The 21,343-nt window shown below is 72.7% G+C and carries 17 protein-coding genes; 7 read left to right on the top strand and 10 right to left on the bottom strand.

The features are described from left to right. Positions 1–54: 54 nt before the first annotated feature. Positions 55–1,185: a polysaccharide pyruvyl transferase family protein gene (locus LE548_RS41010; RefSeq protein WP_225102143.1), complete on the bottom strand. Its 1,131-nt coding sequence runs from the start codon at positions 1,183–1,185 to the stop codon at positions 55–57. Positions 1,186–1,381: 196 nt separating this feature from the next. Here LE548_RS41010 and LE548_RS41005 point away from each other — a divergent pair, with 196 nt between their 5' ends. Continuing rightward, on the top strand, positions 1,382–2,572 hold the full coding sequence (locus tag LE548_RS41005) for a nucleotide disphospho-sugar-binding domain-containing protein (RefSeq protein WP_225102142.1): 1,191 nt from the start codon (positions 1,382–1,384) through the stop codon (positions 2,570–2,572). After that, positions 2,569–3,843, top strand: a complete 1,275-nt coding sequence (locus LE548_RS41000; RefSeq protein ID WP_225102141.1) for a nucleotide disphospho-sugar-binding domain-containing protein — start codon at positions 2,569–2,571, stop codon at positions 3,841–3,843. The genes LE548_RS41005 and LE548_RS41000 overlap by 4 nt, the downstream gene beginning before the upstream one ends. On the opposite strand, the gene LE548_RS40995 is transcribed toward LE548_RS41000, so the two are convergent. The 4 genes from LE548_RS40995 to LE548_RS40980 are packed head-to-tail and all read right to left on the bottom strand — an operon-like array spanning position 3,795 to position 8,099. After that, positions 3,795–5,330, bottom strand: coding sequence for a PH domain-containing protein (locus LE548_RS40995; RefSeq protein WP_225102140.1), 1,536 nt, complete (start codon positions 5,328–5,330; stop codon positions 3,795–3,797). The two genes, LE548_RS41000 and LE548_RS40995, sit on opposite strands and share 49 nt — an antisense overlap. Beyond that, positions 5,327–5,836: a PH domain-containing protein gene (locus LE548_RS40990; protein ID WP_225102139.1), complete on the bottom strand. Its 510-nt coding sequence runs from the start codon at positions 5,834–5,836 to the stop codon at positions 5,327–5,329. Before LE548_RS40990 ends, LE548_RS40995 begins: the two co-directional genes overlap by 4 nt. Next, positions 5,833–7,044, bottom strand: a complete 1,212-nt coding sequence (locus LE548_RS40985) for a nucleotide disphospho-sugar-binding domain-containing protein (RefSeq protein ID WP_225102138.1) — start codon at positions 7,042–7,044, stop codon at positions 5,833–5,835. The genes LE548_RS40990 and LE548_RS40985 overlap by 4 nt, the downstream gene beginning before the upstream one ends. A 56-nt stretch (positions 7,045–7,100) precedes the next feature. Continuing rightward, positions 7,101–8,099 (bottom strand): Gfo/Idh/MocA family protein, encoded by a 999-nt coding sequence (locus LE548_RS40980; RefSeq protein WP_225102137.1) that lies wholly within the window; start codon positions 8,097–8,099, stop codon positions 7,101–7,103. A 128-nt stretch (positions 8,100–8,227) separates the two neighbouring features. On the opposite strand from LE548_RS40980, the gene LE548_RS40975 reads away from it, so the two are divergent. Further along, the gene (locus tag LE548_RS40975; protein ID WP_225102136.1) at positions 8,228–8,833 is read left to right on the top strand and encodes a dTDP-4-dehydrorhamnose 3,5-epimerase family protein; all 606 of its coding nucleotides are present in this window, start codon (positions 8,228–8,230) and stop codon (positions 8,831–8,833) included. 38 nt (positions 8,834–8,871) lie between these two features. On the opposite strand, the gene LE548_RS40970 is transcribed toward LE548_RS40975, so the two are convergent. The 4 genes from LE548_RS40970 to fabG all read right to left on the bottom strand — a co-directional run bounded on the left by LE548_RS40970 (position 8,872) and on the right by fabG (position 13,270). After that, positions 8,872–9,639: an SDR family oxidoreductase gene (locus LE548_RS40970; protein ID WP_225102135.1), complete on the bottom strand. Its 768-nt coding sequence runs from the start codon at positions 9,637–9,639 to the stop codon at positions 8,872–8,874. Further along, positions 9,636–11,471 carry an AMP-binding protein gene (locus tag LE548_RS40965; RefSeq protein WP_225102134.1) on the bottom strand — a complete coding sequence of 612 codons (1,836 nt, stop codon included), beginning with the start codon at positions 11,469–11,471 and terminating at the stop codon, positions 9,636–9,638. Before LE548_RS40965 ends, LE548_RS40970 begins: the two co-directional genes overlap by 4 nt. Further along, positions 11,464–12,411, bottom strand: coding sequence for an aromatase/cyclase (locus LE548_RS40960; protein ID WP_225102133.1), 948 nt, complete (start codon positions 12,409–12,411; stop codon positions 11,464–11,466). The genes LE548_RS40965 and LE548_RS40960 overlap by 8 nt, the downstream gene beginning before the upstream one ends. A 73-nt stretch (positions 12,412–12,484) precedes the next feature. Continuing rightward, complete coding sequence (fabG, locus tag LE548_RS40955; RefSeq protein ID WP_225102132.1) at positions 12,485–13,270, bottom strand: 3-oxoacyl-ACP reductase FabG; 786 nt, start codon at positions 13,268–13,270, stop codon at positions 12,485–12,487. A 187-nt stretch (positions 13,271–13,457) separates the two neighbouring features. Here fabG and LE548_RS40950 point away from each other — a divergent pair, with 187 nt between their 5' ends. Together LE548_RS40950 and LE548_RS40945 are read left to right on the top strand one after the other, a co-directional pair. Then, entirely contained in the window at positions 13,458–13,925 is a 468-nt protein-coding gene (locus LE548_RS40950) for a nuclear transport factor 2 family protein (protein ID WP_225102131.1), read from the top strand. Positions 13,926–14,033: 108 nt separating this feature from the next. Continuing rightward, the gene (locus tag LE548_RS40945; protein ID WP_225102130.1) at positions 14,034–17,198 is read left to right on the top strand and encodes a non-ribosomal peptide synthetase; all 3,165 of its coding nucleotides are present in this window, start codon (positions 14,034–14,036) and stop codon (positions 17,196–17,198) included. A 97-nt stretch (positions 17,199–17,295) separates the two neighbouring features. On the opposite strand, the gene LE548_RS40940 is transcribed toward LE548_RS40945, so the two are convergent. After that, entirely contained in the window at positions 17,296–18,738 is a 1,443-nt protein-coding gene (locus LE548_RS40940; protein WP_225102129.1) for a class I SAM-dependent methyltransferase, read from the bottom strand. Positions 18,739–19,093: 355 nt separating this feature from the next. Here LE548_RS40940 and LE548_RS40935 point away from each other — a divergent pair, with 355 nt between their 5' ends. Both LE548_RS40935 and rfbB read left to right on the top strand, forming a co-directional pair. Then, on the top strand, positions 19,094–20,038 hold the full coding sequence (locus LE548_RS40935) for an AfsR/SARP family transcriptional regulator (protein WP_225102128.1): 945 nt from the start codon (positions 19,094–19,096) through the stop codon (positions 20,036–20,038). Positions 20,039–20,147: 109 nt separating this feature from the next. Beyond that, positions 20,148–21,131: a dTDP-glucose 4,6-dehydratase gene (gene rfbB, locus LE548_RS40930; protein WP_225102127.1), complete on the top strand. Its 984-nt coding sequence runs from the start codon at positions 20,148–20,150 to the stop codon at positions 21,129–21,131. Positions 21,132–21,343 lie beyond the last annotated feature (212 nt).

Below are 21,343 nucleotides of genomic sequence, written 5' to 3'. Positions count from 1 at the left end.
GACGCCAACGGGGCCGGCCTCAGTGAGACCGGCCCCGCCGTCCGCGGTGTCTGGTCAACGCGCGCCGTAGATGCGCCCGGCCACCGCACGCTTGGCGGCGCGCAGGCGTTCCAGGGTCTGCGGCGGATAGCCGCCGCCCTGCGGCCGGTCCGGTATCTCCGTGCCCCCGGGGCCGCCGAGGCCGTCCAGGAGCTGCCAGTTCGACCCGCCGTCCGTCAGCGAGCGGTGCTTGGTGCCGTAGTAGTCCGGCCGGATGCTCAGGGCCACACCGGACGCCCCTCCCGCGGCAGCCACCAGATGGGGGTGGAAGCGGGTGGTCAGCCACGCCTGGCCGGGGCGCACGGGCAGTCCTTCCGCCAGCACCTGTGCCATCGAGTAGCTGCGCGCCCCCGGCAGAGTCCGCCGGGCCAGCTCCAGGACCGCCCCGTCCTGGTCGGGCGCGCATTCCAGCAGGCCCACCTCTGTCGCGCCCCAGGCGCGGACGACCTCGGCGAAGAAGGAGATCAGTTCCGCCGGATCGTCGTCGGCGAGCAGCGACTGGGCACTCACCATCACGTCCGGCGCGTCGTCCGCGCGCAGCAGCCCCGGCCCGAAGCCGAGGAAGACGTCGTCGCAGCTTTGCGCGGCCGGTTCGGCGCCGAGCAGTCCGGCCGACGCCGCGTCCCGCACGTCGACGACCGCGAAACCGGCCGCGAGCGACCGGATCAGGTCGCTCGCGCCCTCGGCCGGCGGCCACAGTCCCTGCCCGGTCATCGCGGCCAGCCCGCTGGAGAGCCCGGTGGCGGTCACGATCCCCGCGAGCAGACCGGCGAACGGGGCCCAGATGGCGTTGATGAACCCGCCGCCGACCAGATGCACCACGTCCGCGCGGCGCAGTTCCCGCAGCGCACCGGCCTGTTCGGGAAAGCGGTCCGGGTCGCGCACGGCGCCCGCGACCGCCTCGGCCGTCCTGGCCGGGTCCGGCGACCAGTGCAGTACGCACAGCTGCCACAGGCCGTTCAGGAACCGTGCGCGCGGATGCACGCCGCCCATCCGGGCGGCGGCCGCCTCGGGGCCGATGCAGTCCACCACCACCTCGGCGTCCGGAGCCACCTCGGCGAGATGGCGGAGCCAGGTCATGGCGATCAACTCGTCGCCGTAGTTGGGAATCCCCGCCGGGGAGACCAGGTAGTACACAGGTCGCACTCGATCCACCATGGGCCCATTGGGTGACACGGCCTTCGAGGCCGCTTCGAAGGGCGTTGGACACGTCACCGCCCCGCCGGCGGGGAGCCGGGGGCGAACGCTCCTTCCTTGAACGTGAGTTGAAGGGGCGCCCGGATACTTCGGGGGAAATCCGCCGTACGGAGGGGCCGCCCCTCCGCGCCCACGAGGAGGCCCCATGCGGGTGCTGATCATGGCCACACCGGTGGCCAGCCACTTCACACCGATCGTCCCCCTCGCCTGGGCGCTGCGTACGGCGGGGCACGAGGTCCTGGTGGCCGGTCAGCCCGACATCGTGGCACCAGCGCTCGCCGCCGGGCTGCAGGCCTTCGAGATCGGCGACCTGTTCGACGCGGTCGAGGCGCTGACGGCCAAGCTGCCCGCGGGCAAGCGGCCCAATCAGGCGGGCCGGGCCCAGGTGTCGGACCAGACCCCGTTCACTCTCGCGATGCCGTGGCTGATGCACGCCCGCTATCTGATGAAGCAGTACCTGGAGTTCGCCACCGAGTGGCAGCCGGACCTGGTCGTCAGCGACCCCATGGAGTTCAGCGCGCTGCTCGTGGGCGGGGTGCTCGGCGTTCCGGTGGTGCACCACCGCTGGGACATCGACCCCTTCGCCGACGAGTCGCTGGGCATGGCACGGACCCTGCTCGGCGCCCGCTTCGCCCGCCACGGCCTCGCGGGCCCGCTCCCCGGGCCGAGCCTGGTTCTGGACTCGTGCCCGCCCTCGGTGCGCGGCACGCCGGACGCCGCGGGCGGGGCTCCCACCAGAGCGGTGCGGTACGTCCCGTACAACGGTGCGGGCGCGCTGCCGGAGTGGCTGACCGAGCCCGCCGGGCGCTGCCGGGTGGCCGTCACGCTGGGCGGACTGACCGCCTCGCTCAACGGCGTTCCGCTGTTCCGCAGCGTGGTCGACGCGCTCGAAGCGGTCGAGGGCGTCGAGACGGTGGTGACCCTGCCGGGCGTCCATCACGCCGAGCTGGGGCCGGTGGGGCCGGCCACCCGGGTGGTCGAACCCGTGCCGCTCAACCTCTTCCTCGACTCGTGCGCGCTCGTCGTGCACCACGGCGGTACGGGTACGGCGCTGACGGCCTGCTCCTTCGGCCTGCCCCAGCTGGTGCTGCCGCAGATCGGCAACGAGTCGCTGTGGGCCGCGCGGCTGCGCGACCGCGGTGTGGCCCGTGAACTCACCGACCCCGCCGCCCAGGACGATCCGAAGGCGATCCGGGACGCGGTGCACGCCCTCATCGACGACCCCGCCTACCAATCCGGTGCGCGCAAGGTCGCCGACGAGATGGCCGCACTGCCCTCCCCCGCCGCTCTGGTGCCCGAACTGGAGGCGCTCGTCGCCGGGTTCGGTGCCCGATGAGAATGCTGGTCGCCGCGCTCGCGCCGAGCCATCTGCTGTGCATGGTCCCCATGGCGTGGGCGGCGCGTGCGGCCGGGCACGAGGTCCTGGTCGTGGGGCGCACCGAGGTCGCCCGGGCGGCCCGGCGGGCCGGGCTGCCCGCGGCCGAGGTGGCCGAGGTGGCCGAGCTGCCCGTGCCGCCGCCCGCACCCGGGGAGGCTCCCGGGCCCTTCGCCGCCCCGGCCGGGGCCGCCGGTCAGCCGGAGTCCGCGCTGTCCGGCGTGGCACGGATGCTGACGGACCGTCAGCGCAGTGTCTTCGCGGGGCGTGTCTGGCCGGCCGGGGGACACCCCTGGCAGGTGCGCGTGGGCCGGGTCGTCGACGGATTCCTGTCCGTGGCCCGGCGGTGGCGCCCCGATCTGGTGCTGTGCGACCCGATCGAGTTCACGGGCCTGGTCGTCGGCGCGGTCCTCGATGTGCCGGTGGTCGTGCAGCGCTGGGGAGGGCCCGACTCCATGAGCGCGGACGCGGTCGCCCGCGCCCGGGCCCTGCTGGCCGAGCCCGCGGCCCGGCTGGGTGCGAGCCGTGGCCTGCCCGCACCGGCACTGACCCTCGATCCCTGTCCGCCGAGCCTGCGGCTGGACACCGCGACCCCGGTACGGGGGGTCCGGTTCGTCCCGTTCAACGGAGCCCAGCCGACCCCGTCCTGGGCGCGCACACCGCCGCCGCGGCCCCGGGTGTGCGTGACCTTCGGGCTGTTCGGCAGCGAGGCGGCCCGGTCGGGCGCCGACTTCGTCGAGGGCGGTGATCTGGCGACACGCCTCGGCGCCGTCGCCGAGGCGCTGCTGCCGTGGACCGGCCTGGACGTGGTGCTGACCGTCCCGCAGGCGGCGGGGCCGCTGCCGCGGCGGCTGCCCGACCGGTTCCGGATCGTCGAACGTGCCCCGCTGGACGCCCTGTTCGCCTCCTGCGACCTGGTGGTCCACCACGGCGGCACCGGCACCGCGATGACCGCCTGTGCCCGTGGGGTGCCGCAGCTGCTGGTCCCCCCGCCGCACCCGGCCCTCGTGGACTGCGCCGCGGGGCTCGTGCGGCGAGGGGTGGGACGTGTCGTGGAGGGTGCGGACCAGACCGATCCCCTGGCGCTGCGGGCCGCGGTGAGCGACCTGATCGGCGGGAACGGTGCAGGAGCCGGTACCGGGTTCCACGAACAGGCCCGGCTCCTGGCCGCCGAGATCGCCGCTCAGCCGGCTCCGGCGGAACTCGTACCGGTCCTCGCCTCGCTGGCGTAGGGGCCGGCGGCCCTGGGGCCCGCCTCCGCGGCGGGCTCCAGGAACGGGTCGAGCATCCCCGGGATCAGGTCCTGGGCCACGTGCAGCGCGTCGACCGCGTCCATGTCGGGCAGATCGTAGCGGCGGCGTCCCGCGGCGGTGGTGGCGATGAGCGTGACGAGCCCGGCGCGCCGCTGGAAGAACGAGCCACGCAGCCGCAGCCCGACCACGCCCTGGTGCGACAGCGCCCAGCGGCGCCTGACCAGCACGCCCGAGCGGCCCACGAGGTACGGACCGGTCCGCGCATGACCCAGGGAACGGTACCCGTCGAGGGCCAGCAGGACGCCGAGCGGGAACAGCAGGGCCACTGCGGGCCACGGCCACACCGGCACCACCGACCACCGCACCCCCGCCGCGAAGAGCGCTGCGACCGCCGCGACCGCCAGCAGCGAACGTACGACCCGGCGGCGCAGCGCACGCCGCGGATGGGGGGAGAGCGCACACTCCACGGGGGCGGACTCGCGCAGCACCTCGATCGCGACCTGCCGCACATGGGCCACCTGCGCCGACGGCACCAGCAGCGCGCCGCCGCCGCGGCCCGGCCGCAGCCCGGTGGTGATCGCGACGCAGCGGGCACCGCCCAGGGCACGTACGGGAAGCGTCTCGCCGATCTCGATGCCCCGCACCCGGCGCTCCTCGATCGTGACGGTGCGCGTGGTCAGCAGCCCGTGCGAGGTCTGCAAGGTCCCGTCGGGCAGCCGCGACAGCCGGAAGTTGCCGAACATCACGGCGTAGAAGAGCGTCGACGCGGCAGTGGTGCACACGACGGCGGCCAGTGCCGCCGCCAGCACACCGTTCCAGGGGTGACTGCCGCGCAGCTGGTCCGCGAGGGCGTGTGCGGGCGCCGAGTCCCAGGGGTCCAGACTCATCTCGTGCAGCAGGGCGGCGAGCAGCGCGAGCAGGACGGGGCCGCCCACGTTCAGGGGGGCGTACCGCAGCCAGGCGGGCCGGAAGGAGCTCAGTTCGGTGCTCAGGGGCCGCGCCATGTCCGTACGGAACAGCTCGGCCCGCAGCCGGTCGGCGTCCGCCGCGCTCAGCGCGTCCAGCCGCAGGCGCCCCTCGGTACCGCGGTCGCCGGTGCCGGTGCCGAGGTCGACCCGGGCCAGTCCCAGCATCCGGTGCAGCAAGTGCGCGGTGACGTCGACGCTGCGCACCCGTTCACGTGGCACCGAGGTGACCTGACGGCGCAGCAGCCCACGGCGCAGCTGCACCTGTTCCTCGGTGACCCGGAACTCCGTTGTGTACCAGCGCACCGGGCCGAGCAGCACCGCGCCGGCCGAGGCCAGCAAGGACCACTGCCCTCCGTTGCCGGTGCTGACGCCGACGACCAGCGTCGCGACCAGAACGGGCAGGGCCCGCACCAGCTCGTGCAGGGGGTGCACCGCGAGCATCCTCGGATGGAGCCGCCGCCAGGGGGTCGGATCGGCAGGCACGGGAGCATCCGTCATGTGGCATCCCCCTTCGTGCTCTGGGCGCGCCGGGTGAGCGCGGCCGCCAGTTCCATGGCGGTGGTGTGGCCGAGTCCCTGAATGACCACGGGCCCTGCCGCCGAGGCCGTGGTGACGGTGACGTTCGTCAGGCCGAAGAGCTGCTCCAGCGGCCCGCGCGCGGTGTCGACGGTCTGGATGCGCGACACCGGCGCGATGCGGCGCTCCTCCACCAGCCAGCCGGTCTGGGTGTAGAGCGCCTCGGGAGCGGCCTCCCAGCGGTGTACCCGGTAGCGCCACGACGGCATGACGAGGGTGTGCGCGGCGCCGGCCACGGCGGTGACCGCCAGCGCCGCCAGATGCAGTCCGCGCCGCCCGTCGGACGCCCACAGCAGCCAGACGGTCTGCGCCGCGGCCAGCAGCAGCCAGCCGCAGGCCGCGCGCGTGGTCCAGTAGCCGACGGCGCGCCGGTCGAGCCGGTGCTCGGGCCGGCGCAGCACCGGCCCCGCCGTACCTGCGGCGGTCACTGCGCGGCCTCCGCCTTGGCGACGATCTCCTCCAGCGCGGGGACGACCGAAGCGGGCTGCGGCTGCTCCTCGATCTCCTGGCGCAGCGCGCCCGCGCCGTCCCGGTAGGCGGCGTCCTCCAGCAGCGCGGAGACGTGCTCGCGCACCGAAGCCGCGTCGACCTCGTCCTGGGGCAGATGGCGGCCCGCCCCCACGGCCACCAGCCGCTCCACGTTGAACCGGCCCTCGGGAATCTTGGTGATGCCCAGCTGGGGGACGCCGTAGGCCGCGGACGTCATCATCACGCCCGTGCCGCCGGTGTGCACGATGGCCTGGCAGGTCTGTACGAGGGCGCTGAGCGGGAGCCAGTCGACGGCGCGCACATTGTCCGGGAGGTCACCGAGGTGGCTGCGGTGCTCGGGGTCCATCGCACCGACGGTGAGGACGACTTCGGCGTCGAGCGAGGCCGCGCTGCGGGCGATCCGCCCGAAGAGCTCGATGATGCCCACGCCCAGCTTCTTCTGCTGCGAGGTCCCCCAGGTGACGAGGACCCGTGGGCGGGCCGGCCGCTCCAGCAGCCAGGACGGCTCGATGCCGGGGCCGTTGTAGGGGATGTAGCGCATCTGGACGCGGTTGATCTCGTGCTGCCCGGGCCAGCGCAGCCCCGGCGGGCACGGGTCGATCCACGCCTCGGGGTCCAGCAGGGGCTCGACGCCCCAGCGGGAGAACAGGTCCAGGTATCCGGCCCGGTGCTCCGTGCCCACCCAGTCCTTGATGTCCAGCCGCAGCAGCCGGGCCAGCCCGTACAGATGGCTCACGGTCGGTATGCCGAGGGCCTGCCCGGCGACCGGCCCGGCGAAGGTCACCGGGTCGTGCACGATCAGGTCCGGCCGCCACTCGCGGCAGTAGTCCACCAGCCCGTCCACCATGTGCTCGCAGACGCTGAACTGCTTCTCGGCCAGCTGGTCCGTGACGCGCATCCAGACAGCGGTCTCCGGTTCGTCCTTGTCGGCCGGCTTGGGGACGAACGTGCCGCGCCGGTACCAGGATTCCGCGTCGATGTCCGCCCCGACCGATACACCGGGCAGGCCCGACGCATGGACGGTGTCCATCAGCGACGGGGTACTGGCGAACCGCACCTCGTGCCCGGCGTTCAGGCAGGCCCAGGCGAGCGGCACCATGGGATAGAAGTGCGGCCGGGCGGCGTAGGCGGTGAACAGAATGCGCATGGAAAGTCCTTCGGGGGGGGTGGTGGTGAAGCCCGCGTCCGGTGGAACGAAGCGGGTCAGGAGGCGAGCCGGCGGATGTCGTCGACCAGTCGGGCGTGACGCAGGACCGCGTCCGTTCCGTGCCCGGTGCCGGCGGGCAGCGCGCCGCCGTCGAGCACGCCGCGGGCGAAGGCCCGTACGACGTTGGCGAACTGGTTGTCGGCGGCCAGGGTGATGTCCTGTGTGCCCTCCTGCCGTTCGATCCGGATCACCGGGCGGTGCTCCGGGGGCGGGGTGAAGGCGCGGTCGACGGCGATGCGCCCGGTGCTCCCCCAGAGTTCGTACGACGAACGGTAGGCGTTCGCCATGCCGAACGTGAGCTGGGCGGTCACCCCGGCCGGCGTGCGCAGCAGCGCGGCCCCGCCCATGTCGACGCCCCGGCGGGTACAGCGGCGCAGCACGGATCCGACGACCTCCAGGCCGTCGCCGAGGAACAGTTCGGCGGCCCGCACCGGATATCCGGCGACGTCGAGCAGCGCGCCGCCGCCGAGCGACGGCTGGTGGCGGATGTCCTCGTCGGGCAGCTCGGGAATGGTGAACGCGGCCGAGAACGCGCGCAGTTCACCGATGGCGCCCTCGGCGACCAGGCGGCGCACCTCGGCGTGCTGCGCGTGGTAGGTGAACATGAAGTTCTCCATGAGCAGCAGTCCGTGCGAGCGCGCCAGGTCCACCAGGCGGGTGGTGGTGGCGGCGTCCGTGGTGAGGGGCTTCTCGGCCAGGACGTGCTTGCCGGCGCGCAGGGCCGCCTCGATCCACCGCGCGTGCAGTCCGGCCGGCAGTGGTATGTACACCGCATCGATGTCGTCCCGCTGGAGCAGCGCCGCGTAGCCGTCGACGGCCGCGCAGCCGAACCGGTCGGCGAAACGCTTCGCCTTCTCCGCGTCCCTGCTGGCCACCGCGACCAGGTCCAGCTGGGGATCCGCGACCGCGGCGGGCAGGGTGCGCCGCCACGCGATGTCCGCGCAGCCCAGCACGCCCAGTCGCACCCGCCGCCCCGCACCGTCGTCGTCCGTCATGGCACCGCCTTTCCGCGCACTCGTCGCGAAGGATCCTGCCGGGACGGCTTCGAGCCGTCCTCAAGGAACGGGGGCCGCACGCACCAGCCTTGTTCGATCCTCAAGGGGACCTCCGTAGCCTCCCGGCCATGGAGTTCCACCCGTTGACAGTGCCTGGGTGCTATCTGCTGCGTCCCCGCCTCCTGCGCGACACTCGGGGCAGCTTCTACGAGGCGTTCAAGGAGCCGGACGTGGCCGAGGCGGTCGGCCGCCCCTTCACACCGCGACAGGTCAACTACTCGGTCTCCCGCCGCGGGGTGCTGCGGGGGATACACAGCGTCCTGCTGCCCCCCGGACAGGCGAAGATCGTCACCTGCCACCGGGGCGTGGTACGGGACATCGTCGTGGACATCCGGCTGGGATCACCCACCTTCGGAGTCCATGACGTCAACGTGCTGCGTGCGGAGGAAGGTGCCTCCGTCTTCGTCCCGGAGGGAGTGGGGCACGGCTTCGTGGCACTGACCGACGACGCCTGCGTGGGCTACCTCTGCTCCACGCCCTATGTGCCAGGCACCCCGCTCGACATCGATCCGCTGGACCCGGAACTCGCCCTGCCGTGGGGAACGAAGTGCGATCCGATCATGTCCCAGAAGGACGCCCAGGCACCGACCGTCGCGGCAGCCGCACAGGCGGGACTGCTGCCCACCTACGAGGAGTGCCTGGCCTGGTACGAGCGGATGCGCACCGAGGGCTGACCGGCCCGGCACTCATGGCTGCGGCCCGTGCGACGGCGTCAGGGGCGCAGGCCGAGTCCTCCGTCCGCGACCACGACCTGACCGCGCAGCCACGCCGCCTCGTCGGTGCACAGCAGTGCGACCACGTCGGCGACGTCCGACGGCATCGTCAGCCGGCCGGCCGGGGTGCGGGCGGCCAGGGCGGCCTCGACCGGCCCCTTCGCAGCGCCCGGGTCCTTGTCCAGTTTGGCGGTGGAGACGGCGTTGACGACGATGCCGTGTCCGCTCAGCTCCACGGCCAGGTATCCCACCAGCGACTCCAGGGCCGCCTTGGCGAGACCGAGGCTCACATATCCGGGCACGACCTGGTGCGCACCGGTGCTGGAGACGGCCACGACACGGCCGCCGGGCGGCATCAGACCGGGCAGCCGGGCCGCGGCGTGCAGCAGCGGGTCGACCGCCGTGGCGATGTCCTGGTGCAGAGCGGCGTGGTCGGCGCCGGTCGCCGGCATCGGTGTCCAGGTCGCCGCGTTGTGCACGAACACGTCCAGCCGGCCGTGCCGTTGCCGTACCGTCTGAAGCAGCTCGGGCACGGAGTCCGGCGCGCGCAGGTCCGCGCGGATCGCGGACGCGCTGCCCTTCAGGCCGTCCAGGGAGCGCAGCGCGTGCGCGGCGTCCTCGTCGCTGCTGCCGTAGCCCAGGATCACGTCGCAGCCACAGGCGCACAGTTTGCGCGCGATGGCCAGGCCGAGGCCCCGCGTACCACCGGTCACCAGCGCGATGCGGCCTTCCAGGCCCAGCGTGCTGCCGGTCGTCGGCTCGCTCATGCCGCGCCCGGCTCCAGGACGGACACCACCGGACCCTGGAACGGCTCGACGTCGGCGAGACGGGCGAACAGACCCAGGTGGCCGCGGAATTCGTCGGACTGGAGCACCGCGAGGTAGGAGGCGCTGTCGTCCCAGTACCCCACGTTGACGTACACCTCGGGGGTGCGGGCCGAGCGGATCAGCTGGGCGCGCTGGAAGCCCGGGCGGCTGCGCATGAACTCCGCATGTTCCTTGAACGCCTGCTCGAACTCGGCGGTGTCCGCCTTGACGGTGAACTTCGTGACGGCGACGACGGGCTCGACGGAATCTGACACTTCGTTACCTCCGGGACGGGGCGGGACGGCGGTCCGCCGCTTCATGAGTTCCTCGCGCAGCTGCCTGCGCTCGATCTTTCCGTTCGCGGACCGCGGGATCGCGTCCGCCGGCTCGGCGTACCGGACGTGCTGGTAGTAAGGGAGCTTCGCGTTCACCTCGGCCACCACACCGGGGACGGTCGCGGCGGGGTCGGCGAGGACGAGCAGGGCGCCGGCGACCGCGCCGCTGAGAGCGTGGGGCAGATCGGCCACCGCGCAGTCCGCGACGGCCGGATGGGCCCGCAGGGCCTTCTCCACCTCGGTCGGGGAGACCAGGTAGTTGTCGCACTTGAAGACGTCCTTGATCCGGTCGACCAGGAAGAGATAACCGTCCTCGTCGAGCAGGCCGATGTCGCCCGTGGCCAGCCAGCCCTCGGCATCCAGCGGCGACGTGCCCTCCAGATAGCCGCGCATGACCTGGGGGCCGCGCACCTGGACCTCGCCGCGCTCGCCCGCCGCCAGCTCCTGCCCGGTGCCGAGCCCGACGATCCGGCACTCGGTACCGTCCACCACAGGCCCGACCGAACCGGGCCGCGGCCTGTCGGGACCGTCGCTGTGGGTCAGCGGAGACGTCTCCGCCAGCCCGTACCCCTGGATGACGGGGACGCGGAAGTGGCCGTGCAGCGCGCCCGCGGTCTCGGCGGGCAGCGCGGAACCGCCGGAGGCGACCATCCGCACGGTGTCGAAGCCGAGCTGCGGCAGCCGGTCGTCGGCCGCCAGCCGGGACAGGCGCATCGGGATGCTGTAGTAGTGCGTCGCCCGGTGGCGGTTCGCCGAGTGCACCGCCTCGACCGGGTCGGGGGCGGGGCAGAGCACCTGGGACGCGCCCGCGTACAGGGCGGAGTTCAGATGCATCAGGTGGTACTTGGGCAGGTGGTTGAGGGTGACCGAGGTGTCGTCCAGCCGGTGCGCGCGGGCGACCTGTGCCGCGTTCACGAGCAGGTTGGCGTGGGTGAGCACCGCCGCCTTGGGCGGTCCGGTCGTTCCGCTGGTGAAGTGGAGGCACGCGGTGCCGCCGGGATGTCCGACGGCGGCCGGACGGTCCTCGGGCCACTCCTCGCCGAGCAGGAGTACCTCGCTCAGGTGCGGCAGCTCCGCGCGCAGCGGCCTCAGCTCCGCGAGGACCGGCGGGGTGACGATCGCCAGCCGGACCCGGCCGGCGCCCAGCAGATGGCGCAGTTCGTCGGCCCGGAGCAGCGGGTTGACCGGGACGACGACGTTGCCGCTGCGTACGATCCCGTGGAAGGCCACGGCGAAGGCCGGGTCCAGCGGGGACGCCAGTGCCACGCTCTCGCCGCCCGTCCCGATCAGCTTCTGGACGGCGGCGGCACACCGGTCGGCCGCCGCGTCCAGCTCGCTGAAGGTCAGCGCGGCGGAGTCCGGGGAGGCCGTGCGGACGGCCACCCGGTCCCCGTACCGGCGGGCGGCCCGGGAGACCAGACCGTCCAGGGTGTCCGCCGCCATGAGTGCGTCACTCATGCCCGTTCTCCGCATGGGCCTTGGCGAGGCGCAGGGTGGCCAGGCTGTTCGTGCCGAGCGCGGCGCGCACGGCCTTGCGGGCGTCGGAGACCGTCGCGTCGGCGCCCAGGACGTCCCGTACCGTGTGCGGGTTGATCACCACCGTGTGCCGGGACGTGGCCCGCACGCCGTCGGCGGTGGGACGGAAGGTCCACTCGCCGGTGTGGGCCGTCATGATGGCGGGTACGCGGGTCTGCTTGTAGACGATGCGGGTGTCCTGGAAGCAGACCCTGGCGGACTCCGTGGTGTGCACGGTGCCGTCCGGGGAGCGGGTGTCCATGGTCATCAGCTGGAGTCCGGGAACACGTTCGGTGAGCTCCAGCCGCGAGACGTGCGGGAGCCGCTCGGGCCACAGGTCGCTGCGCTCGATGAACGCGTAGACCTCGGTGGCCGGACCGGCGATGTCCACGCTGTCCTCGAACGTCATCACCAGCTCGGCGGTCTGCGCGTGGCTCTCGGCCGTGGTCTTCAGTGCGGCCAGCTCGGCCCTGCTGTTGCGGTCGACGGCTCGCTCGATCCAGTCCAGGCCCTCGGGGTCGTCGTCGACGGCGGCGTAGTCGTGGAGCAGGTCGACGGTGCAGCTGTCGTCGGTCAGGGCGGTGACGCGCCACTCCCCTCCCATGGCGGCGACGGGCGGCTGCGAGACCTCCTGGCGGAACGTGACGACACGGGCGGCGGCGTCGAGCCGGCGGCGTGAGGTCCACGTCCGCACCTCGCCGTTGGCCAGCGCCCAGAGCCGGATGACCTCCTGCTCGTCGTCGCCGCTCACCTGTTCCGCGTGGACGGTGGGCGCGAACAGCCGGGGCCAGCCGGTGACGTCCGCGATCAGTGCGTAGGTGATGTCGGCCGGTGCGGCGACCGCGACCGAATGCTCCGCGAAGTGCGTCTTGGGCTGTGACACCGCGCTCTCTTCCTCGTCTTCCTTGTTGCGTCGGCTGATGGGTCGCGTCCGGCCGGACCGGCCGCCGGTGCGCTCAGTAATTGCCGAGACCGCCGCAGACGTTGAGGGCCTGCGAGGTGATCGAGGCGGCGGCGTCGGTGGCCAGGTAGCCGACCAGAGCGGCGACCTCCTCGGGCGTGCTGTACCGGCCCAGCGGGATCTTGGCCTCGAAGCGGCTCAGCACCTCGTCCTCGGAGACGCCCCAGTGGTCGGCGTAGCCCGACCGGACGCGCTGGGCCATCGGCGTCTCGACGTAGCCGGGGCACACCGCGTTGACGGTGATGCCGGTGGGCGCCAGCTCGTTGCCGAGCGCCTTGGTGAAGCCGATGACTCCGTGCTTGGAGGCCGAGTAGGGGGCACCGAGGACCACGCCCTGCTTGCCGCCGGTGGACGCGATGCTGATGACCCGGCCCCAGGACTTGTCCCGCAGCCCGCCGGTGGTCAGCACCTCGCGGGTGACGAGGAAGACACTGTTGAGGTTGGTGTCGATGACGTCGTACCAGACCTCGTCGGGCAGGTCCGCGGTGACTCCGCCGCCGTTGCGGCCGGCGTTGTTGACCAGGATGTCGATGGTGCCGAACCGGTCCACGACCGCGCGCACCAGCCCCGCCACCTCCTCGCGCGACCGTACGTCGCAGGCGGCTCCGGCCACGTCCAGACCCCGGCCGGCGAGATCCTTGACCGTGGCGGCCACCGCCCCGGCGTCCCGTGCGCAGATGAACACCCGCGCGCCGGAGCCCGCGAGTGCCTCGGCAACGGCAAGCCCGATGCCGCTCGTCGCCCCGGTGACCAGGGCGACACGGCGCTGTTCGTTCGTCATGGCCCGAGCCTGGCAACGGCTGTTCGAGCGGGCTTCGACGCGGGACCGAGCCGGGCGGCGGCGGCGGGTCCGCCCCGGACCGTCGAAGGCACCTCGAAGCGCGCTCCAACGTCCCTCACCACGATACGGCCGTCGAGAGCCAGGTGGCCCCGCACGCGGTGGGCCACCTCGAAGGAAAGGACCTGCCGTGTCTGCCGTGTCCAGTGAGCCGACCACCCCGGCCGCCCCTGCCCGGGGTGCCGACGCCGACCTCTACACCGAGGTGCAGCACTTCTACGCCCGCCAGATGCAGCTGCTGGACGCGCGGTCCTGCGCCGAGTGGGCCGGCACCTTCACCGAGGACGGCGTGTTCGCCGCCAACGGCCTGCCCGCCCCGGCCGAGGGCCGGACCGCGATCGAGACCGCCGCCCGGGCCGCCCAGGACAGGCTGGCCGCCGAGGGCCTGGTGCACCGGCACTGGCTCGGCATGGTCACCGTCGACCGGGCCGACGACGGCACGGTGCGCGCCCGGTCGTACGCCCTGGTCATCCAGGTTCCGCTGGGCGGTGTGCCGGCCCTGCACCGCAGCACGGTGTGCGAGGACACGCTGGTGCGCGGCGAGGACGGCTCCCTGCTGGTCCGGGACCGCCGGGTGACCCGCGACGACCTGGCGTGATCCGGAGTGCAGGGCACCGCCGGCCATGAGGACAGAAGGCTCCGCGCTGCACGCGGCGGACGGAAAGGCTGACGAAGAATGACGCAAGCGGCAACACCCAGGGGCGCGGTGTCCCGCGCCGATCGGCTGGAACGGCTCGTCTGCGAGACACTCGGCGCGGAGCCGGGCCCGGCCTGGCGCGCGGAGGCGGCCGGCAGCTCGTTCATCGCGCTGGGAGGTGACTCCCTGGGGGCCGTCGCCCTCGTCGCCCAGGCGGAGGAACTCCTCGGCGTGAGCATCGATCTGGCCCGGCTGCTCGGCCTCGACCCGCTGGGCGAGGTACTGGCCGCCGCACTGGCGGCGGCCCCCGCAGAGGTGCGGCACCCGGCCGTGGCGGAGGCGGCCGCGCCGCGCCAGGGACTGCGCCCGACGCTGCCGGGGCAGGAGAGCATGCTGCTCACCCAGCAGTTCGTCGGCGGGTCCGCCCTGCACATGATGGTCACCGCCGAGCTCACCGGTCCGCTGGACGGCGCGGCGCTGCGGTCGACCCTCGACTGGCTGGTGGCCCGCCACGAGGAGCTGCGGACCGTGTACGTGGCCGAGTACGGCCGGTACTGGCGGCGGGTCCTGGAGCACTGGCAGGCGCCGGTGACCCGCATGTCGCTGTCGGTGGCCGAGGGCGACGACGCGGTGGATGTGGTGCATTCCCACCTCACCTCGGTGAGCGGGCAGTTCCTGGAGCCCACCAGGCGGCCTCCGGTCGCCTTCGTACTGACGGAACTCGGCCCCGAGCACCACCTGCTGACGTTCCTGCACCACGCCGTGACCGCCGACGGCTGGGGGGTCGGGGTCTTCTGGAGCGAGTTCGCCGAGCACTACCAGGCGCTGCGCGAGGGCCGGGACACCGACGGCACACCGGCGCCCTCGCCCGACCTCGTCGTCGACCGGGCCGAGCAGCTGGCCGCCTCGGGCCACACCGCCGAACTCCTTGCCCGGCGCACGGCCCAGCTCGCCGACGCGCCCAAGGTGCTGGAGCTCCCGAGCGACCTGGTCCGGCCGGCCTCGTTCGACTTCGTGGGCAAGCGGCTCTACTTCGGGCTCGGCGACGCGGCCCGCCAGGCGTGCGAGGACCTGTGCGCACGGACCGGTCTGAGCCGCACGGTCGTGCTCCTCGCTGCCTGGGCGCTGGCGCTGGGGCGCCGCGCGGGCACCCGGGACCTGCTGGTGGGCATCTCGTCGGCCGCGCGCGCCAGCTCCGAGATCATGCGCCTGCTCGGGCCGTGCAGCGTGCTGCTGCCGGTGCGGTGCGAGCTGGTGGACGACGCTCCGGTCGACGACTACCTGCGGTCGGTCTCCCGCGCCCTGACCGAGTCGCTCGCGGCCGGCGACGTTCCCTTCGAGGATCTCGTGGCCGGTCTCGGCGGCATGCCCGACGACCGCCGGATCCCCCTGGTCCAGGCAGTTTTCTCGGCGCACGACGACCTGGTGCCGCTGCACCTGCGCGCGGCCGAACTCGACATCGCGATCCACGAGGGGCACTGCTCGGGCACCGCCGCCGACGTCTCGCTGTATGTGCAGCGGTGGGGCAGCGACCCCAGGGTGGCCCTGGAGTACGCGACGTCCGTGCTCACCCTCGCCGAGGCCACCGAACTCGCCGACTCCTTCCGGGCCGCCCTGGTCGAGCTCGCGTCGGCCGCCGGGCACCCGCTCGCCCGCGTACGGGGGCTGACCGAGCGCCAGCGCGCGCGGATCCGGGAGCTGGGCGAGGGTTCCCCGGCGGCTCCGGCGGAGGGGATCTGGCAGACGTTCGAACGCTGTGCGGGCGAACACGCCGGCCTGACCGCCGTGGACGACCCCGCCTCCGGCATCTCGCTCACCTACGGCCAGTTGTACGACGCGGCGGTCGCCCAGTCGGTCCGCCTCGCCGAGGCGGGCGTGACGGTGGGGGACCACGTGGTGGTCGCGGTGCCGCGGTCCGCCGCCGAGGCCGTGGCCGTCCTCGCGGTGCTGCGGCTCGGCGCCGCCTACACCGCGCTGGGCACCGCCTATCCGTCCGGCACCCTGCGGGAGATGCTGGCCGCGCTGGCGCCACGCGCGGTACTCGGTTCAGGGGAGCATGCGGACCTGCTCACGGGGCTCGCCCCGGAGGGCTGTGCGCGCGTCGCCCTGGTGGATCCGACGAGGCCGCACCCGGACGTCGCGCCCCCGCCCGCCGCTCCGGCCGACCCGGAGCGGGTCGCCTACCTCACTTTCACCTCGGGATCGACCGGGCAGCCGAAGGCCGTGCGCGTCCCGCAGCGCGGGGTGGCGAGGCTGCTGGCGGACCGGGAGGCGCTGTACACCGGGCCGGGAGAGCGCTACCTGCGGCTCGCCCCGCTGTCGTTCGACGTCTCCACGGTCGAGCTGTTCGTGCCGCTCGCCACCGGTGCCACGGTCGTGGTCCATCCGGAGCGGCCGGTCTCCGCTGCCGGGCTCGCGGACTTCCTCACCGAACGGCGGGTCACGGTGGCCCTGCTGACAGCGGGGCTGTTCCGGCTCGTCGTCGAGCACCGCCCGGACGCGTTCGCCGGCGTACGGCAGGTCATGGCGGGCGGCGACGTCGTACCGCCGGAGCAGATCCGGATGCTGCTGGAGCGATTTCCCGGGCTGAGGGTCAGCAATGGCTACGGGCCGACGGAGAACACCACGCTGACGACGGTGCACCACCTCGACGACGTGTGCGCCGCCGTCGCCCCGGTGCCGATCGGCCGTCCGGTCGCGGGCACCGGTGTGCTGGTTCTGGACGACCGGGGCGGGCTGGTACCGCCGGGAGGCATCGGCGAACTGTGCGTCCTGGGCGCCGGAGTGGCACTGGACTACCTCGGCGACGAGGAGCGCACCCGCGTCGCGTTCGGTCCCGTCTCGCCCGAGGACGGCCGGCGCGGCTACCGCACCGGCGACATGGTGCGCTGGGACGGAGCGGGCCGCTTGCGCTTCCTCGGCCGCCGGGACCACCAGGTCAAGATCCGCGGCTACCGGATCGAGCTCGACGAGGTACGGGGCAGGCTCGCCGGGCACCCGGCGGTCCGGGACTCGGTTGTGGTCACCGTCGGGGACGGGCCCGAGAGCCGGCGCATGCTCGCGGCCGTCGTCGCCGAACCGGCCGCCGGACTCGTCGAGGAACTCCGGCAGTTCATGGGGGAGGTGCTTCCGGCGCACGCGATCCCCGCACTGTGGGCGGTGGTGGACCGCCTGCCGGTGACGGACAACGGCAAGACCGACATCGGGGCACTGGAGAAGGCGGCCCTGGGGTAGGGCCTGTCCGGCGGATCCTGGCCGCCCGGCGCCTACGGGTGGGGCAGTGGCGGTGTGCCACTGCCCCGCTTCCGTCTGCGGGCAGGGAGCCCGTCGCTCAGGGCAGTTCGGGCAGGACCTCGTACCGGCTCGGGCGCTCGTGGGGTGCCAGCTCGGTCTCGGCGAGTCTGCGCAGCTGCGGTACGAGCTGCTTGCGCGCGATGCCCAGCGCGCGCTGCACCACCGGTTCGGCCACCCATGCCCCCGGCGCCGGTGCGGGCGCCGCGGGGAAACGGGGCAGGGGGCGGCGGTCACCGTCGCGGCCGTCGGGCAGGAAGGCCGCGTCGTAGGAGCCGTCGGCGGCGCCGGCGGCCCGGCTGAGGTGGCAGCGCATGCCGCGCCGGGCGGCCAGCGCGAAGAGTTCCTCCGGGTCGACGCCCACGCCCGCCGCCCCGGCGAGCCGGCGCAGCTCCGCGACCGGCGGCACATCGGTGCCGGCGAGCGCGGCGGCGAGCGCGGCGGCGCCCGCCGTCCGGGCGTTGGGGATCCCTCGCAGGCCGAGGGCGTACCGGCGGTCTGCCAGCAGCCGGTCCAGGGCGGGCAGCGTCAGCGGCTCGCCGGACCAGTCGCGCCAGTCGCCGATGTCGGCCAGCGGCGGCTGGTGGTGCAGCACGGCATCGAAGCGGAATCCGTTCATCTCGTTGCGGGCGGCCCCGCGCCGCGGCCGTATCTCGGCGTGCCACTCGGGGGTGTCGGCGGCGGACGCGGTGAACCACTGAGGGGCGATCGACATCTGGGGGTCCTCCCGCAGCCGCAACTGCCAGGCACGCCGCAGGTCGCTGCCGGACATCGCGTCGTCCGCCTGGGCCAGCACCACGGATGCGTGGAAAGCCTCGGCCAGGGACCGGTCCCGTACGTCCCCGAACACCGCCCTGCCGCGTCGGCCGGTCGCCCGCAGGGCGGCATCGAGGGTACGGCGCAGATAGGCGGTGTCGGGGAAGTAGTGGACGACCGAGTTGCACACCACCAGGTCGAACCCGGCGCCGGCGAAGCGCTCGGCCTCGGTCGCCTCGCCCTGGTGGAGCTCGACCTGGCGCAGCCCGGCCCGCCCGACGGCGGTCGCGAGCCCGTCGAGGATGGGGCGGGAGAGGTCGAACGCCGTGTAGCGCCGGGTGTCCGGAGCGAGCCGGAGCAGCAACAGACCGGTGCCGCAACCGAGTTCCAGCACGGTGGCGGGGTTCGTCTCGCGCAGCAGGGCGACGGTGCGCGCCACCCACTCCCGCATGTCCTCCTCCGGGAGCGGCCGCCCGGTGTAGCTGCTGGTCCATCCGCTGATGTCGAAGTCCGTGCCGGACGCGGGTGCCTGGGCCGCGGTGCTGTCGGCGACGGCGGTCCACAGCAGACGCAGTTCCTGGCGGGCCCGGTCCCGGTCGAGGACGGGCACCACCTGGGCGGTGTCGGGCTGGTGCGGCGGGACCGAGACCTCGGCGACTCCTGGATGCCGGGCGAGCGCGGCCGAGGCGCGGGCGGCGGCCGAGGCGGGCGGCGCGGTATGGGGCATGGGGGCGACCTCTCGACGGGGGGCCGGAGCCGGTTCACTAGCACTCTCCGGCGTCGCACACAAACCGGCCCGGGTAAAAAGGGAGTCTTAATATCCCTAAGAGAATTCGAGGCTCCTTATACGGGTCTTAGCGGCCCATTCGAGCCCGGCGCCGACGCACCGAAGGGTTGACTGTAGGTAATCTGTCGGCTCTCGATCGTGTCCGGCAATCGGGTCAAAGCGGAAATTCCTCCGTGCTGAACCGGCAGATTTGGGCGTGTCCTGAGGTTAGCCTCACCCCCCTGCCCATCCTTGCCATTACATTTGTGCGCAGCTAATGTAGGCGGCGGAAACGGTTTCTGTTCAACCAATCCGGATGTCACTGAACGCCGCGCCGCAATCCGCAGCGTTCGAGAGCTCTGTGAGCCTGACGGCATCCGGGTTTTGCTTTGTGATGTCATGCAGCAACCGCTTGGCCAGAAGCGGTGACCTGCGTCATGAATGGGGGAATGGCGTCATGCCGCTGAAGGGTTCCGTCGTACAGGAAATCCATCCACGCAACCTGAAGTTCAGAGTACTGGGTCCACTGGAAGTCCTGCAGGACGATGTCAGCTGTACACCGACCGCTCCGAAGGTGCGGGGAGTCCTCGCTCTGCTGATCCTGCGCGCCAACCGCGTGGTGGACACGACGTCCTTCATCGAGGAACTGTGGGGTGAGCGCCCGCCGCGCAGCGCGGTCACCACGGCGCAGACGTACATCTACCACCTGCGCAAGCTCTTCGCCCGTGAAGCCGGCCCGGAGGCCGAGGAGCTCTTCGTCACCCGGCCGCCCGGCTATATGCTCACCGTCGCCCACGGCCAGCTCGACCTGCACGAATTCGAGCGGCTGACCACCCGCGGCCGGGTACTCCTCGCCGACGGGAAGCCCGCCGAGGCCGGTCATGTGCTCCGGCAGGCGCTGCAGTTGTGGCGCGGTCCCGCGCTGGCCAACGTGCCGGCGGGCCGGCTCCTCGAAGGCACCATCGCGCACCTGGAAGAAGAGCGGATCCACGCCACCCAGCTGCGCATCGAGGCCGATCTGCAACTCGGCCGGCACCGCGCGCTCATCGCCGAGCTGCGGTCACTCGTCGCGCTCTACCCTCTCAACGAATGGTTTCACGGCAAACTGATCCTGTCGCTGAGCAGGTCCGGCCGTCGCGGCGAGTCCCTCCAGGCATACGAGTCCCTGCGTCGGATTCTCGACCGGGAGCTGGGTCTTTCCCCCTCCCCGGAACTCCAGAGCCTTCAGCGCGAAGCCCTGACGCTGGGCACCACTGCGTAAGCGACGCCGAGCGGCGTGNCGCACAGCGGTCGCTCCGGCCCATTCCTCGACCTTCCTGGGACAAGAAAAAGGAAGGACGTTGCACAATTATCCTTGGAAAGGAAGCGGCGTGCAGCTCCTTATTACCGGCGGTGCCGGCTTCATCGGCTCACACTACGTCCGTACGATGCTGGAGGGAGGATTCGAGGGCTATGCGGACGCGCATGTCACGGTGGTGGACAAACTTACCTATGCAGGGAATCTGGCAAACATCCCCGTCGGTCATCCCCGTCTACGTTTTGTCGAAGGGGACATCTGCGACGCGGAACTGATGAGGGATCTCGTCATGGGCCAGGACGCCGTGGTCAACTTCGCGGCCGAGTCCCATGTCGACCGCTCGCTCCACGGTGCCGCCGAATTCATCCGTACCAACGTCGGCGGCACCCAGTGCCTGCTCGACGCCTGCCTGCTCGCCGGGGTCCCGCAGTTCGTGCAGGTGTCGACGGACGAGGTGTACGGCTCGATCGACGACGGCGCCTGGACCGAGGAGTGGCCGCTACGGCCCAACTCCCCTTATGCGGCCGCCAAGGCCGGAGGCGATCTGATCGCCCTGGCCTACGCCGCCACCCACGGCATGGACGTCCGGATCACCCGGTGCAGCAACAACTACGGCCCGTACCAGCACATCGAGAAGCTCATCCCGCTGTTCGTCACCCGGCTGCTGACCGGACAGACCGTCCCCCTGTACGGCGACGGGCGCAACGTCCGCGAATGGGTGCACGTCGACGACCACTGCCGCGGCATCCACGCCGTCCTCACCAAGGGACGGTCCGGCGAGATCTACAACATCGGCGCGGGAACAGCCCTCACCAACCGGGAGATGACAGACCGGCTGCTGCGGCTGTGCGGAGCGGACTGGAGCAGCGTCCGCCACGTCGAGGACCGCAAGGGACACGACCGCCGGTACGCGCTCGACGACGGCAAGATCCGCAGGGAACTCGGCTACCGGCCGCAGGTGCCGTTCGAGCAGGGGCTGGCCGAAACCGTCGAGTGGTACCGCACCCATCCGGACTGGTGGGAGAAGCTGCACACGGCCCCGAACACGACGCGCTGACCTGCGCCTGCGAACCTCACGGCTCTGCACCACGATCATCCCCCCGGTGACCGCCCGGCTCCCCCGCCGGACCACTTCAGGCCAGCGTAGAGGGCGAGATCCTTCGCCGCACGCGGAATCGCCCCGCACATGCGCTGCACCTTCGGGCCCTCGGATCTCTCGAACCGAGCTTGAACGGCCCGGGGCAGTGTGGGTCCGGCGGGCACCACCAG

This window comes from Streptomyces sp. CoH27 (genome assembly GCF_020181035.1).
Lineage (GTDB): Bacteria > Actinomycetota > Actinomycetes > Streptomycetales > Streptomycetaceae > Streptomyces > Streptomyces camelliae.
The sequence above is the reverse complement of the archived record's forward strand: the minus strand, read 5'-3'. Positions and strand labels throughout refer to the sequence as shown.

Excerpts from the sequence above, each read along its gene's own strand:
- LE548_RS41005 (WP_225102142.1), top strand. The coding sequence starts at position 1,382 with ATGCGGGTGCTGATCATGGCCACACCGGTGGCCAGCCACTTCACACCG.
- LE548_RS41000 (WP_225102141.1), top strand. The coding sequence starts at position 2,569 with ATGAGAATGCTGGTCGCCGCGCTCGCGCCGAGCCATCTGCTGTGCATG.
- LE548_RS40995 (WP_225102140.1), bottom strand. The coding sequence starts at position 5,330 with ATGACGGATGCTCCCGTGCCTGCCGATCCGACCCCCTGGCGGCGGCTC.
- LE548_RS40985 (WP_225102138.1), bottom strand. The coding sequence starts at position 7,044 with ATGCGCATTCTGTTCACCGCCTACGCCGCCCGGCCGCACTTCTATCCC.
- LE548_RS40980 (WP_225102137.1), bottom strand. The coding sequence starts at position 8,099 with ATGACGGACGACGACGGTGCGGGGCGGCGGGTGCGACTGGGCGTGCTG.
- LE548_RS40975 (WP_225102136.1), top strand. The coding sequence starts at position 8,228 with ATGGAGTTCCACCCGTTGACAGTGCCTGGGTGCTATCTGCTGCGTCCC.
- LE548_RS40970 (WP_225102135.1), bottom strand. The coding sequence starts at position 9,639 with ATGAGCGAGCCGACGACCGGCAGCACGCTGGGCCTGGAAGGCCGCATC.
- LE548_RS40965 (WP_225102134.1), bottom strand. The coding sequence starts at position 11,471 with ATGAGTGACGCACTCATGGCGGCGGACACCCTGGACGGTCTGGTCTCC.
- fabG (WP_225102132.1), bottom strand. The coding sequence starts at position 13,270 with ATGACGAACGAACAGCGCCGTGTCGCCCTGGTCACCGGGGCGACGAGC.
- LE548_RS40940 (WP_225102129.1), bottom strand. The coding sequence starts at position 18,738 with ATGCCCCATACCGCGCCGCCCGCCTCGGCCGCCGCCCGCGCCTCGGCC.
- LE548_RS40935 (WP_225102128.1), top strand. The coding sequence starts at position 19,094 with ATGTCACTGAACGCCGCGCCGCAATCCGCAGCGTTCGAGAGCTCTGTG.